Genomic DNA, 14333 nt, shown 5'->3' with positions numbered 1-14333 from the left:
CGGCCCGCGCCGGGCCATCGTGGCGGGGTGAAGATCGTCCTCGTGGCCGTCGCGGTGGCGGCGGCGTTCGCGCTGCCGCACCCCGCGGCCGCCGCCCCGCCCGCGGGCGGCAGCACCCTGGTGGTGCTCGGCGACTCGTTCGCCGCCAATGCCGTGCACTGGGACGCCGCGGAGTGCGTGCGCGGCGCCACCTCGTGGCCCACCCAGCTGAGCAGGCTGCTCGGGGTGGCGGGCACCCCTGACTTCCTGGACGAATCCTGCGCGGGCGCCGCGCTGGAGTCGGAGACCGGCTACACGCCGGCCCGGGAGGCGGTCGAGGCCGATCGGGCCGGTGGGTTCGGGCCGGAGACCGCGCTGGTCGCGATCCAGTTCGGCTTCAACGACGCGTGGGGGACCGAGAACCCGAAGACGCTGTGGGGATCGCTGGTCTCCTGCGTCTACAACCTGCTCGACGGCTGCGACCGGGAGGCGGCGGCGCAGGGCCGGATCACCGACTTCCGCGCGGTCTCCGGCGCCGCCTACGCCGAGCGGATCGAGGAGGTCGTGCGGTATGTGCGCTATTACGCGCGCCAGGCCCGCATCGTCCTGGTCGGCTACCCGGAGCTCTTCCCGCCGGGTGACACGGTCTGTCTCAACGTGCTCGGTGCCGGCGACTTCGTGCAGCCCCGCGGCGGTGCGGTGACCGAGTACCTGAACCGGCTCGACACCGCCCAGCGCGAGGCGGCCGCGCTGCTCGGCATCGACTTCCTCGACACGCGGGCGATCACCGCCGGGCACGGGCTGTGCTCGGCCGAACCGTGGGCGAACGGCACCCTCGACCCGCGCGCCGACCTGACCGGTATCCCGTTCCACCCGTCCGCGCGCGGCGACGCGGTGCTGGCGGGCGCGCTCTACGAGCGGTACGGGAGCGGCCGCTGAACGCCGGGAAGCGCCCGGCTCGCGCGCCGGATCGCCGTCGTCGGCTTCGCGGCACTCGGTGTGGTGTCCGCCCCGCTCGTGCTGCGGCGCCCGCTGCTGCTGCCGGTCCGGACGGGTGATTGGTTCGGCTCGATCAACGGGGCCGTCCTCCGCACCGTGCTCGGGAGCGGGCGAGGTGCCCGGCCGGGTCAGCCCGGTCCCGCTGCGCGACCTGGTCGCCGTGCTGATCGCGGGCCCGAGCTCGGCGACCGTGCAGATCGTCGGCGACCTCCTGGTCTTCGCCGCACTGGGATTCGCCGCGCCACTCCGCTTCCCGGCGCCGGCCTCGATCCCGCGCGTGCTCGCGCTGGCGGCGGGCTGCTCGATCCTGGTCGAGGTCGCGCCGTACGCGCTGCGGCTGGATCGGGTCTCGTCGGTGGACGACGTCCTGCTCGACACCGCGGGCGCCGGGCTGGCCGCGCGCGCCGCGCGCCGCTGGTGGCGGATACCGGCAATGCCCTGAACTTTGTGGGCCTCCGCTGCGACCCATTCCCCGACAAACAGGGCGCACGTCGGGTTTACTCGAGCGAGCGAATCACGTCGCGCGGGTGGCTGGGAGGCGTCTTGGAGGTGCTCGGAGCGGGCGGCGGAGGGAAGGCGGCCGGGCTGCGGGCCCTGGTAGCCGCCGGGGCACGGGTGCCGGAGTGGACCGTGCTCGGGACCGAGGTGTTCGCCGGATTCCTGGCCGCCACCGGGCTGGGTGAGCGGCTCGCCGCCTTCGCGGGTGCCCCGGATCTCGACTCCGCACTGACCGCGGCCGCCGACCTGCGCAAGGCGATCGGCGAGGCGCCGCTGCCGGCCGAGGTGTTCGAAGCGATCGAGACCGCCTACGAGCGGGTCGGCGGGACCGTCGCGGTGCGCTCGTCCGGGGTCGGCGAGGACGGTGGCGCGGATTCCTTTGCCGGACAGTTCGATTCCTTCCTGCACGTCACCGGCGTCGAAGCGGTGGCCGGGCGGGTGCGGCAGTGCCTGGCCTCCGGCTTCGCCGAGCGGGCGGTCCGGTACGCCTTCGCCCGCGACCGGCCCCCGATCACCGAGCTCGCCGTGGTGCTGCAGCGCTTCGTCGCCGCGCGGGCCAGCGGCGTGCTCTTCACGGTCGACCCGGTGACCGGCGATGCCGACCGGCTGGTGGTGAGCGCGGTCTACGGCCTGGGCGAGGGGCTGGTCTCCGGCGCGGTGGACGCCGACACCGCGATCGTCGGCCCGGACGGCACGGTGCTCGAGCTGACCGTCGGCGCCAAGGAGCAGGAGTACCTGCCGGGCCCCGGCGACGGCCTCGTCGCCGTCGACGTCTCCGCCGAGCGGCGCGCCGCGCAGGTGCTCGACGCCGCCGAACTGGCCGAACTCGCCCGTCGCGGCCGTGAGCTGGCCACCGCGCTCGGCGGCCCGCAGGACATCGAGTGGGCCATCGACGCCGACGGCCTCTGGTTCCTGCAGGCCCGCCCGATCACCACCCTCGGGGCCCCCGCGCGAAGCCAGGACCAGGCGCTCGATGAGGGTGCGGGCGAGGACGTGCCCGCGGGCGAGCTGCGCATCTGGGACAACTCGAATATCATCGAGAGCTTCAGCGGCCTCACCTCGCCGCTCACCTTCACCGTGGCGGCCGGCATCTACGGCCGCGTGTACCGCGGCTACGCGAAGTCGCTCGGCGTTGCGGAAGCGCAACTGCGACAGCTGGATTCGTGGACGCCGTACCTGCTCGGCCGGTTCAACGGCCGGGTGTACTACAACCTGCTGCACTGGTACCGCATGGTCGGCATAGCGCCGGGCTACCCGCTGAACCGCAAGGTGCTGGAGGCGGCGCTCGGCGTCGCCGAGCCGCTGCCGGACGAGATCGCGAAGACCCTGCGCCCCTTCACCTTCGGCTCCCCGCTGCGCCGGGCGCGCTCCCGGCTGCGGACGGCTGTCATCTACCGGCGCAGGCTGCGCGATATCGACAGCATGATGGCGGAGTTCTGCGCCGAGTTCTACCGGGTCTACGACCGCTACGAGGCGGTCGAGTACACCGGCGGCGCCGAGGCGTACGCCGCCTACCGCGAGGTGGACCGCGACCTGGTCGAGCGGTGGGGCCCGATGATGGTGCTCGACGCCATCCTGCTCACCCTCACCGGCGCCATGTTCCTGCTCACCAGGCTGTTCCTGCCGCGCGCACCGGAATCGCTGCTCTACGCCCTGCTCGGCCCCGGCGCCGACGTGGAGTCGGCCGAACCGGCCCGCGCCATGACCGGCCTGGCCGAGCGCGCGCACGCCGACCCGGCCGTTGCCGAGCTGGTCCGCGGCACCGACCCCGGGCAGACCTACGCCGCGCTGCGGGAGGCGGGCCACCGCGATTTCCTGCGCGAGGTCGACGACTACCTGGACCGCTACGGCTACCGCAGCCTGGACGAGCTCAAGCTGGAGATCCCCGACCTGCGCGAGGACCCGTCCGGGCTCTTCGTCATGCTCCGCTCCGCGCTCGGCCGGATCGGCGCCGACGACACCGCCGTGCCCGGCGCCGACGCCATCGACCCCGATGCCTACCTGGACGAACACCTGCGCGGCGGCCGCCGCCGGATCTACGACCGGGTGCGGGCCAAGACCGCCCGCTGCGCCGCGCACCGGGAGCGGCTGCGGTTCTGCCGCACCCGCGCCTTCGGCATGGTCAAGCGGATGATCAGGGCCATGGGGCGCGACCTCGCCGAGCGCGGCGTGCTGGACGACTTCACCGACGTCTTCACGCTCACCGTCGACGAGCTGTGCGAGTGCTACGACAGCGCGCCCGCCCCTGAGCTCCGCGACCGGATCGCTGCCCGCCGGGTCGCGCGAACCGCCGACGCCGCGCTGGTCGCCCCGGCCCGGTTCGAGACGCGGGGAACCGATTTCACGCCGGGGGCGCTGGCCGCGCAGGGCTGGGTTCCGGTCACCGACGTGCCGGCCGCGGAGCCGGGCGACGTGCTCGGCGGCATCCCGTCGGCAGCGGGCGTCGTCGAGGGCAACGCGGTGGTGGTGGACGAGCCGCGCGACGTGGCGGGCGGCATCCTGGTCACCTACCGCACCGACCCGGGCTGGGTGGCGGCGCTGCCGTCGGCGTCGGCGCTGGTGATCGAGCGGGGGAGCCCGCTCACGCACGTGGCCATCGTGGCGCGCGAACTCGGGGTGCCGACGGTGGTGCAGGTGCCCGGCAGCACCCGCAGGCTGCGGACCGGGATGCGGATCCGGGTCGACGGGACAGCGGGCACGGTCACCGTGCTCTCCGGAGGAGGAGCCGAGAGTGGAGCCTGACGAGCACGTCGCGACGATCCGGGGCTGGCTGGCCGCCCCCGCCACCGATGCCGGGGTGTACTTCGCCGAGGAGGGCGACGGCTGGGAGTACCGCAGCTACGCCGAGCTCGCCGAGCTGAGCTGGTCCATCGCCGCGCTGATGCGCGAGCGCGGGCTGCCCGGCGGCGCCGGGGTCTGCGTCATCATGCCGACCGGGTTCCCCTGCGCCGCCGCCTTCTACGCGGTCTGGGCCTGCGGCGGAATCTTCACGCCGGTGGCGCCGCCGCTCTTCGGCGACCTGAACCAGTACATCGCGCACGTCGCCGCCATCCTGGAGCAGGCGCGGCCGCGACTCGTGGTGACCTCGGTCGAGTTCGCCGACCTCGCCCGGCAGGCGCACGCCGCCGCTGGCCGCACCGACGAACCCCTCGTGGTCGACCCGGCCACGCTGCCCGCCCCGGGCGAGCGGGAGTTCTCCGACCCGGACGAGTGCGCGCTGCTGCAGTTCACCTCCGGCTCGACCGGCACGCCGCGCGGTGTCCGGGTGAGCTGGCCCAACCTGGCCACCAATGTCGGCATGATCTCCCGGCTGGTGGACTGGCGGCCGGGCGAGGCCATGGTGTCCTGGCTGCCGCTCTATCACGACATGGGGTTGGTCGGGGCGTTCCTCACCACCGTCACCAACCAGGGCGACCTGTACCTGATGCGGCCGGACCAGTTCGTCCGCGACCCCGCGCGCTGGCTGCGCGCCATGACGAGAGCGCAGCACTCGCCGTCGCCGTCGTTCGCGCTCGGGTACGTCGCGCACCGGGTGCGGGCCGAGGAGATCGCCGAGCTCGACCTCTCCGGCTGGCGCACGCTCGCGGTCGGCTCGGAGCCGGTGGAGCTCGCCGACCTGCGCTCCTTCGCCGCGCTGACCGGGCCGCTCGGCTTCTCCACGCGCGCGTACACGCTCGCCTACGGGCTGGCGGAGTCGACGCTCATGGTGACCTCGTCGGCGCGGGACCGGCCGATCACCGCGCTGCGGGTGGACCCGGCCGGGCTGCGGTTCGGTGCGCCGGTCCCCGTGCTCGAGGTCGCGGAGTTGCGCGACGGGGCGAGCATCGAGGGGGCGGGGTGGATCACCGGGCTCGGGTTCTCCACGCCGGAATCGACGGTGCGTGTCGTCGATGCGGATGGTGTCGAGCTGCCGGACGGCACGCTCGGCGAGATGACGGTGGTCGGTGGGTCGGTGGCGCTCGGGTACTCCGGGCCGGCCGGGCCCGCCTCCTCCACCCGGATCGAGGGCGGGGTCCTGTACTCCGGGGACGCCGGGTTTCTTTGTCGCGGTGAGGTTTTCGTGCTCGGGCGGATGGGGTCGAGCCTGAAGGTGCGGGGCAAGCCGGTGTTCATGGAGGACATCGAGTCCCGGGTGGCGCAGGAGGCCGGGATCACCAAGGGGAAGTTGGCGGCGGTCGCCGTCCCGGATGCCGGGAACCAGGGGATCGTGCTCTTCGCCGAGTCGGCGCCGGGGGAGTGGCTGGCGAAGGCGCACACCATCATCCGGGGTGAATTGGGCCCGGCGCAGACCGTGCGGATCGTGACCGGGCCGCGCGGGATCATTCAGCGGACGTCGAGCGGGAAACCGCGGCGGCGGCACATGTGGGAGCTGTTCCGCTCGGGTGGGATTCCGGGCGGTGAGGTCTACGAGCCGGACCGGACGGCGGCCGGGGCCGTAGACCGCGATCAGGCGCGCGGTTCTGTGTCGCACGGGCATGAGCCGGATCCATCGGTGATCGGGGAGGCCGCGCCGGGCAGGCGCGTGGCGGGCGGGGTCCGCGGGCGGCCGGGACCGGCGCTGCCCGCGCAGCGGGTGGCCGGGCTGCTGGAAGCGGCGCTGCGGCAGGTGCGGGTGCCCGAGGGGGCGGCGGTGCTGTTCGAGGGGTCGCTGGCGGAGGGGTTCGGCAATGCCGGGTCCGACGTGGACTTCCTGGTGGTGGCGGCGGGCGACGAGGAGCTGCCCACGCTGCCGACCGTGCTGTTCGTGGACGGGCGGCGGGTGGAGATCCGCACCCGCTCGGTCGCCCAGCTGCACCGGCAGCTGGCCACCGTCGCCGACGGTTCGGCGCTCGACGAGGACGTGCTGAACCGGTGCCAGCGGTTCCTCGGCGCCACCGTCGTGCGGCCGGGGTCCGCGGTCGACCTCGACGCGCTGCGCGCCCTGCTCCCGGTCGAGGAGCTCGTCGCCCGGCTCTCCGGCTGGTGGAGCGGGCGGGCAGCGCAGGCGCTGCGGTACGCCGTGCTCTGGCGCGCGCTCGGGGCCGATGCCGAGGCGTCGGAGTGGGCGCGGGACGGGGTGAACCAGGCGCTCAAGGGGTGGGCGGCACGGTCGGGGGAGACCTATCTGGAGAGCAAGTGGCTGCCCGAGCAGCTGGAGCGGGCCGGTGCCGCGGGGCGTGCGGCGGCGGCCCGGGTGCCGTCCGGGGTCGCGGAGTCGCTCGCCTTCGCGGCGGAGCTCGGGGTCGACGGGGTGCCGGACGACCCGGCGCAGCTGCGCTTCACCCGGCGTCCGGGGGTGACCACCTGGCAGATCGGCGATCGGGTGCACGTGCTGCGCGGGGAGGACGTCTTCGTGCTCGCCGACGGCGCGGCGCGGGCCTGGCGGTCGGTGGTGTTCCGGCGGCCGGTGGACGCGGTGCTGGAGCGGGGTGGTGCGATCGGGGCCGAGCTGGCGGAGTTCGTGCGGCTGGGATTCGTCGGGGTCGAGTGGCGCGGAGCCGGGGTCCTGACCCCCGCCCTCGCCATGTGCGACCCGGTCCGGCCGTACACCCCCGTTCCGCACGGCGCGGCTCCCGCGCTCGGTGTGCGGGGGGCGGCGGGAAGCGGGGCCGCGGTGACGCTCTCGCCGCTGCCCGCGCGCCGCTTCACCGAGTGTGCGCTGCGGCTGGTCTGGTCGAACATCGTGCTGGAGAACGCCAGGGAGGATCTCGCCGGTGCGGTGAAGGACGGGCAGTGGGCGGTCGCCGATATCGCGGCGCACCGCATGCTCGCCATGGCGGTCCGGGTGCTGCTCTCCGCCTTCGGCGTGCACCCGCTGCCCGCCGATGTCGCGGCCGCGGCGACGCTCGAGCGGCTGCTGCCCGCCGCCGCCGAGCACCGCGCCGAGCTGCTCGTCACCCTCGGGGCCGCGCAGGGTGCGCGGTTCGCCGCGGCGGGCGACCCGAGCTCCGCCCTCGCCCTCCTCGACGACTTCGTGTCCCTGGTCCGCCGGGTCGCGGGCGGCAGCGATTTCCCGGCCTCCTTCGACTCCAGGGAGCAGTGGCGCCGCACCCTCGCCATCGGCTACGACTGGCTGCGCATCGCCGGCTACCTGAACACCGACCTCCCGCTGGACGAGGCGCGCGACCTGCTCGCCTCGGGCGGGCAGCAACCGCACCTGCGGGAAGGAGCGCAGGCATGAGCGACCCCGCCGCGGCCGCGCGGGTCCGCGAGCTGGTCGCCGCCATGGCGCCGCGCCCGGCCGCCGAGCTCACCGCCGAGCACCGCCTCATCGAGGATCTCGGCTACGACTCGCTGCGGCTCATGGAGCTCACCGTCGTCCTGGAGCGCAGCTTCGACCTGCCCGGGTACAAACCCGAGCAGCTGGCAGGCGTGCTCCGCGTCGGTCAGGTGGAAGAGCTGATCGGCTCCTCGCTCGCGGAGCGCACCGCGTGACCGGCGCCGTGCTGGTGACCGGAGCCAGCGGCCTGGTCGGCGCCGAGGTGGTGGCCCGGCTCCGGGCCGCGGGCCGCCCGGTGATCGCGCTGCTGCACGCCGCGTCGGCCGTCGTCGGCAACGACGGCACCGTGCTCGAACCGGACGAGCGGCTCTCCGGCGACGTCCGCGAGCCCGACTTCGGCGGCGCGGCGGCCGATCTCGACGGCCGCGTCGCGCTGATCGTGCACTGCGCCGCCACCACCGCCTTCGACGCCACCGAGCGGCAGTACGCGGAGCTGAACGTCCGCGGCACCGAGAACGTGCTCGCGCTGGCCCGGCGCTGGGCCGTCCCGCTGGTGCACGTGAGCACCGCCTACGTCTGCGGCATGCGCGGCGGCACCGTGCTCGAGGACGAGCTGGAGCACGGCCAGGCCTTCGGCACCGGGTACGAGGCGAGCAAGTACCGGGCCGAGCAGCTGGTCCGCGGGTCCGGCCTGGACTGGGCCGTGGTGCGGCCCGGGATCGTCACCGGCGCGAGCGATACCGGCGCCATCCGCGACCACAAGAACCTGTACACCGTGCTCAAGCTCATGGTCGAGGGCAAGCTGCGTTCGCTGCCCGGCCGCTACGACGCCACTCTGAGCCTCGCCCCGGTCGACCACGTCGCCGACGTGATCGCCACGGCGGCGCTCGATTTCGACCGGGCCCGCGGCCGGACCCTGCACGCGGTCGGCCGCGACACGCTCTCCCTGCGCGAGGTCTCCGACGTACTGGCCGAGTACCCGTCGTTCGCCGTGGCGACCTTCGTCCCGGAGACGACCTTCGAGGAGACCGACCTGCCGCCGATCGAGCGCGAGTACTACCGGCGCATCGGCGCCCTCTACACCAGCTACTTCGTCCGCAGGCTGCGCTTCGACACCCGCAACGCGGAGCTGCTGCGCCCGGCGCCCGAGTCCGGCGCCGAGTACCTGCGGCTGCTGCTCGACCACGCGCTGGAGATCGGCTACCTGGGTGACCCGCTGCCCTCGATCGAGGACATCCTGGCCGGGAGCAGGCGGTGACCGGGGGCGCGCTGGAGGCGCTGCTGGCCCGGCTCACCCCGCAGCCGGAGAAGGTGGCCGCCTACCGCGGTGACACCTACGTCGCCGAGACCGTCGAGCAGCTCGAGCGGCTCGGGCTCGACCCGGCCGCCTTCGCCATCGGCCACTCCATGCTGCTGCTGAAACCGGACGCGATCGTCGCCCGCGCCGTCGACCCGGCCCTGAAGTGGTTGCACGACAACGGCTACCGGGTGGTCGCCGCCGAGATCATCCCGGTGAACCGGCACCTGGCCCGCGCCCTCTGGTACTACGCCTGGAACATCGCCTCGCCCGAGCGCCGCCGCCTGGCCGACCTGCTCGTCGGCATCTCCGACGCCCTGCTCCTCGTCGTCACCGCCCCCGGCGACCCGCTCCCGGTCCCCCTCCGCCTGGCCCGCGCCAAGGGGCCGACCGACCCGCGCAAGCGCCGCCCCGGCGAGCTGCGCCACCTCCTCGGCCGCGACAACTACCTCCTCAACCTCGTACACACCCCCGACGACCCCGCCGACGTCCTCCGCGAACTCGCCATCTACTTCCCCGAACAGACCCGCGCGGAGGTCATCGAAGCCGCCCGCGCCGCCGACCACCCGGACGGGGCTTCATCGTCTCCCGCGACAACAGGTCGAGCCGCCGCGGGCGATGCGCCGGTCACCCCGCTGGAACCGGCGGATCGTGCCCGCGCACTGTCCGAGCAGCTGTATGCCCGAACCCCCGAACGCTCCTTCGACCCCGGCGTCGCCCTGGAGCGGATCCGCAACGACCTGAACGAATCCGGCACCGACGACAACCCCACTCTGCTCAACACCGCACTGACCCGGGGCGCCCCCGTCGACCCGTGGTCGGCGATAGTCCTCGGCTCCCAGGTACTGCCCATGCGAACCGGCACCGAGCCCCAGACCCTGCGCCCGGTAACCGCCACCGACTGGACGGAGAAATTCGGATGAGCCTGGAAGCGGTCGTCGCCGGCGTATCCCACCAGCAACCCATACGCCGCGAGCTCACCCACCGCGCCGCCGTGGCCGAGGTCTTCGTCACCTCACTCGCCACCAGGGACACCGGCGGCTATCTGGCCGGCGCCCAGCTACCCCGGATGCACGCCTACTACGGCGACCACACCGGTGCCCCCGCCCGCCTGCACGACCCGCTGCTCATCATGGAGACCGCCCGCCAGGCGTCGATCGCGCTCACCCACGAGTTCTTCGGCGCACCGCTGGACTCGGCGTTCCTGGTCCGGACCTTCAACGGTGCCGGTGTCCGCGGGGTCGCCTGGGAGACCACCCCCGATCCGACGAATCTTGTTCTCGCGGTGGATGTCCCACGCGTGCACCACCAGGCGGGCGCGGTCTGCGGCCTGGACATGGTCCTGGAGATCTCCTGTCCCGCGGGCCCCCTGATGACCGTGGACGGCTCCTTCTCCTGGACCTCCCCCGACCGCTGGTCCCGCCTGCGCGGCGCCTTCCGGCAGAGCCTCGAACTCCCGCCCGCGGTCGGCCCGACGGTCGCCGCCCGGCCGGTCCCGCCCGGCACGGTCGGCCGGGAGAACCGGCGCAATGTCATCGTCGGCGCCCCGGAGCAGTTCGGCGCGGCAGTCCGGGTGCCGCTGGCAGTCGACCCCCTGCACCCCTTCCTCTTCGACCACCACCTCGACCACGTGCCGGGCAGCGTTCTCCTGGAAGTCGCGAGGCAGAGCGCCCTCACCCTGCTGGACGCCGGATCCGCGAACCCGCAACTGCTCTCCGTCACCAGCCGCTTCGACCGCTTCGCCGAACTCGACCTCCGCACCGAATGCCGAGCCGAGATCACCGCCCGCACCGGCGACCTGACCACCGTGCGCTGCGTGATCGCCCAGGAAGCCACCGCTGCCGAGATCGACCTGACCTTCCTGGACGGCCGGGAGCCCGGGTGATCGGCACCCTCACCCGCCTGACCCATTTCACCCGGGTCATGTACAAGCCGCACTACCTGCTGTACGGCGTCCTGTGGGTCTTCGCCCTGGAGGCCACCCTCGCCCTGCTCGCGGCGCCGGACACGCCGTGGCGACCGTCCTGGTCGACGGGGCTGCGGGTGCTGATCGTCGCGATCGTGCTGCTCTACCTGCGCATGGTCGACGAGCGGAAAGATCTCGCCTACGACCGGGTGCACAACCCCGACCGGCCCCTGGTCACCGGGGCGGTCACCGCCACCGACCTCCGGATCGGCATGGCGGTCATCGCCGTTCTCGCCGTGGCCGGGAGCCTGCTGCTCTCGGTGGGGTCCGCGCTCGCCATCGGCGCGGTGCTGCTCTACGGGCTCGGGCTGTGGGGGCTGGAGCGGGTCTCGGCGTGGGTCCGGGACGACATCCTGGTCAACCTGGTGGTCACGTACCCGGTGCAGTTGCTGGTCACCGCCTACGTCCTGGTCTCGGTGCTGGACACCGAGGGATCGAACGCCGGGTTCTGGAAGTCGGCCCCCGCCGCGCTGATCTTCGCCGGTGCGTTCCTGCAGTTCGAGTTCGCCAGGAAGACGGCGCACGAACCGCTGCCGGGCGAGCACTACTACTCGAATGTGCTCGGAGCGCGGGGGAGTACGGCCGTGTCGCTGCTGTTCGTGGCGCTGGCGGTCGGGGCGGAGCTGGCGCTGGTGCGGCCGTGGGAGTACGACGGCGCCAGGTCATGGCTCGGGCTGCTGCCGGTGCCGCTGGCCCTGCTGCCCGGGTACGGCGCGCTGCGGTTCCTGCGCGGCGGGGAGTACCCGCTCGGACCGCCGGTGCTGTTCATCCTCGGGCTCTACGCCGTGCTCATCGCCCAGTCCGCGGTCGGAGCGTGACCGGAAGCCGGGACGGCGCCGCGACGAAATCCCCGCTCGACGGCCGCACGCGATAACCACTGTCCAGCGCCGGATTCCAGTGTGTGAAGAGCGCGGCGGTGGCGAGCGTGATGGTGAGCAGCGCGAAATTGTTGCCGGGGCAGTGCCTGGCGCCGACGCCGAAGGGGAGCACGGCCTTGCGGTCGATGCCGTCCACCCGCTCCGGGGCCCAGCGCTCCGGGTCGAAGCGGGCGGGGTCCGGGTAGTGCCTCGGGTCGTGGTGCACCAGGTACGGGCTGTAGACGACGACGGCGCCGTCCGGCAGGGTGAGGCCGTCGAAGGTGACCGGGCCGTCGGCGTTCTGGGTGCTCACCCACGGCCCCCAGTAGCGCAGCGTCTCCAGGATCACCCGGCGCAGGTACGGCAGCCGGTACAGGTGATCGGGCTCGACCGGACCCGCGCCGACCTCCGTATCCAGCTCGGCGCGGACGGCTTTCGCGATCTCCGGGGAGCGAAGCGTCTCGTACCAGACCCAGGCCAGGATGGAGGCGGTGGAGCCGACGCCCGCCGCGAGCATGAGGATCAGCTCGTCCACGATCTCCTCGTCGCCGAGCCTGGCGCCGGTCTCGGCGTCGACGTGGCCGATGAGCGCGGAGAGCACGTCGCGGTGGTCCCGCCCGTCGGCGCGGTAGGCGCGCACCACCGCGCCGATCTCGCCGCGCAGCGCCGCGGCCTTCGCGGCGAACCTGCGGTCGGCGAGGAACCTGGCCCGGTTCACGGCGTCGGGGAGGGCGGCGCGCTGCACCACCTGTGCCAGCAGCCACGGGATGTTCCGCCTGACCTCGGCCTTGGCGGCGGCGCCGAAATCGGCGGTGAAGAGGGTGGCGGAGATGGTGTCGAGGACGAGGGCGTGCGCCGACTCCATCAGGTTCACCGTGCCGGGCAGGGCGGCGGCCCACTCGTCGGCGATGCCTGCGGTGACGGCCGCGTAGTCCTGGAGGCGGCGCCGGCGCAGGGCGGGGGCGATCATCCGGCGGCGCAGTTCGTGCGGGGGGCCGGCGAGGACATTGGAGGCGCCGCGGACCACCTCGTGCATGGCGGCGCGCAGGTCGTCGCGGTGGAATTCGCCCGCGGTGCCGAAGCCGACCTGCCGGATGAGCTCCGGGGTGGTGAGGACGTAGGCGGGGCGCGGGCCGAGGTAGACGCGCACCACCGGGCCCACCGCGGCCAGCGAGCGGACGAAGCCGAGGCTGTCGCGCAGGGCCGCGATGCTGTGGCCGAGCAGCGGCAGCCTGCCCGGGGCGGTCGGCACCTCCGCCGGGGTGCGCGGCATGCGCGCGTGGGGCGGGTCGGCGATCAGCTCCGCGTAGACGGCGGTGATCTCGGCACTGAGCGCGGACTGGCGGGCGGGGAACGGCGTGGCCGCTATCGCTGTGCGGCGGGTTTCCAGCCCGGCGGGGGAGTCCGCGAGGGTGCGCAGTGCGGCGGCGATGGCGTCGGGTTCGGGGCCGGTCAGGACCCCGCCGCCCGGCGGAACCGACTCGCTGAGCGCGGCGTCGCAGTACACCACCGGCAACCCCGCCGCCGCGGCCTCGAGCAGGGCCATGCCCTGGGTGTCGAAGCCGAGGGACGGGAAGAGCAGGATGTCGTGCTCGCGCATGGCGTGCAGGCAGTCACGCTGCGAGCGGGCGCCGTGGAAGCGGATCCGCGGGTCGGCACCCGCGAGTTCGCGGGCCGCGGCCAGCTGGTCGCCGTCGCCGTAGACGTCGAGGACCGCGCCGGGCACCCGGAGCACGGCTTCGATCGCGGCCAGCGGCCGTTTCTCCGCGGAGAGCCGGGCGCACCACAGCACCCGGAGCGGCCCGGCGTCCGCCCGCCGGGCGGTTGCGCCGAGGTCGGCACCGAGCGCCGTCGCGTCGCGGCCGTCGGCGGGCGGCGTTGCCTCGAGTTCGTCGAGCAGGTCGTCGTCGACACCGTTGGAGATGACGTGCAGCCGCCCGGCCAGCCCGTGCGCCCGCAACCGCTCGGCGAAGTGCGCGGACGGCACGATCACCGCGTCCGCGGCCTGCGCCTGCGCGATCATGGTGTGCCAGGCGTGCCGGGCGGACCGCGACTCCGGATTGCGCGGCATCCGCCCCCGATGCGGGAGCACGCTGTTGTGCAGTGCCCGCATGGCCAGCGCCGCCGGGTAGGGGGCGGGCGAGGTGTGCTGGATGAAGACGTCGTCCCGGCTGTGGATCGTCTGCACCAGCGGAATACCGTGCCGCCGCGCCGCTTTCACCCCGGCGACGGCGACTCCGTAGGTGGTCTGGGTGTGCACGATGTCGACCGGGCCGCGCTCGGCGAAGACCGCGTCGATCAGCCGCGCGTTCGCCCTGGTCGGCAGAACCGCGGCGAAGCCGTTGACCGAGAGCGCACGCACCGGCGAAAGGACCACGAGGTCCGGGTCCGGTTCGGTAGATTCCGGACCGGGCGCGGTGAATACCGTGACGCGGTGCCCGAGCCGCCGAGCACCGCGGTACTGGGCGGCCACCGAGGTCTGGATGCCGCCGACGGTTCCGGGGTGGAAATCGGTGAACAGCGCGATGTGCATAGGGC

General features: G+C 73.8%; 10 protein-coding genes. 9 read left to right on the top strand and 1 reads right to left on the bottom strand.

What is annotated here, in order from left to right:
* The first annotated feature begins 27 nt into the window (after positions 1 to 27).
* The 9 genes from ACFO0B_RS10235 (at position 28) to ACFO0B_RS10195 (ending at position 11756) form a co-directional block, all read left to right on the top strand.
* Complete coding sequence (locus ACFO0B_RS10235; protein ID WP_378612136.1) at positions 28 to 918, top strand: SGNH/GDSL hydrolase family protein; 891 nt, start codon at positions 28 to 30, stop codon at positions 916 to 918.
* Positions 919 to 1093: 175 nt separating this feature from the next.
* Positions 1094 to 1420 (top strand): VanZ family protein, encoded by a 327-nt coding sequence (locus tag ACFO0B_RS10230; protein ID WP_378612135.1) that lies wholly within the window; start codon positions 1094 to 1096, stop codon positions 1418 to 1420.
* Between the two features lie 107 nt (positions 1421 to 1527).
* Positions 1528 to 4218: a phosphoenolpyruvate synthase gene (locus ACFO0B_RS10225; protein WP_378612278.1), complete on the top strand. Its 2691-nt coding sequence runs from the start codon at positions 1528 to 1530 to the stop codon at positions 4216 to 4218.
* Positions 4208 to 7636 (top strand): AMP-binding protein, encoded by a 3429-nt coding sequence (locus ACFO0B_RS10220; RefSeq protein WP_378612134.1) that lies wholly within the window; start codon positions 4208 to 4210, stop codon positions 7634 to 7636. The genes ACFO0B_RS10225 and ACFO0B_RS10220 overlap by 11 nt, the downstream gene beginning before the upstream one ends.
* Positions 7633 to 7890 carry an acyl carrier protein gene (locus tag ACFO0B_RS10215; RefSeq protein ID WP_378612133.1) on the top strand — a complete coding sequence of 86 codons (258 nt, stop codon included), beginning with the start codon at positions 7633 to 7635 and terminating at the stop codon, positions 7888 to 7890. Before ACFO0B_RS10220 ends, ACFO0B_RS10215 begins: the two co-directional genes overlap by 4 nt.
* Positions 7887 to 8933: an SDR family oxidoreductase gene (locus ACFO0B_RS10210; RefSeq protein WP_378612131.1), complete on the top strand. Its 1047-nt coding sequence runs from the start codon at positions 7887 to 7889 to the stop codon at positions 8931 to 8933. The genes ACFO0B_RS10215 and ACFO0B_RS10210 overlap by 4 nt, the downstream gene beginning before the upstream one ends.
* Positions 8930 to 9895 carry a nucleoside-diphosphate kinase gene (locus ACFO0B_RS10205; RefSeq protein WP_378612130.1) on the top strand — a complete coding sequence of 322 codons (966 nt, stop codon included), beginning with the start codon at positions 8930 to 8932 and terminating at the stop codon, positions 9893 to 9895. The genes ACFO0B_RS10210 and ACFO0B_RS10205 overlap by 4 nt, the downstream gene beginning before the upstream one ends.
* Positions 9892 to 10857, top strand: coding sequence for a ScbA/BarX family gamma-butyrolactone biosynthesis protein (locus ACFO0B_RS10200; RefSeq protein ID WP_378612129.1), 966 nt, complete (start codon positions 9892 to 9894; stop codon positions 10855 to 10857). The genes ACFO0B_RS10205 and ACFO0B_RS10200 overlap by 4 nt, the downstream gene beginning before the upstream one ends.
* The gene (locus tag ACFO0B_RS10195; RefSeq protein ID WP_378612127.1) at positions 10854 to 11756 is read left to right on the top strand and encodes a hypothetical protein; all 903 of its coding nucleotides are present in this window, start codon (positions 10854 to 10856) and stop codon (positions 11754 to 11756) included. The genes ACFO0B_RS10200 and ACFO0B_RS10195 overlap by 4 nt, the downstream gene beginning before the upstream one ends.
* On the opposite strand, the gene ACFO0B_RS10190 is transcribed toward ACFO0B_RS10195, so the two are convergent.
* Positions 11728 to 14328: a cytochrome P450 gene (locus tag ACFO0B_RS10190; protein ID WP_378612126.1), complete on the bottom strand. Its 2601-nt coding sequence runs from the start codon at positions 14326 to 14328 to the stop codon at positions 11728 to 11730. The genes ACFO0B_RS10195 and ACFO0B_RS10190 overlap by 29 nt on opposite strands.
* Positions 14329 to 14333 lie beyond the last annotated feature (5 nt).

Origin of the sequence: Nocardia jiangsuensis (assembly GCF_042650385.1) — a bacterium.
Lineage (GTDB): Bacteria > Actinomycetota > Actinomycetes > Mycobacteriales > Mycobacteriaceae > Nocardia > Nocardia jiangsuensis.
The sequence above is the reverse complement of the archived record's forward strand: the minus strand, read 5'-3'. Positions and strand labels throughout refer to the sequence as shown.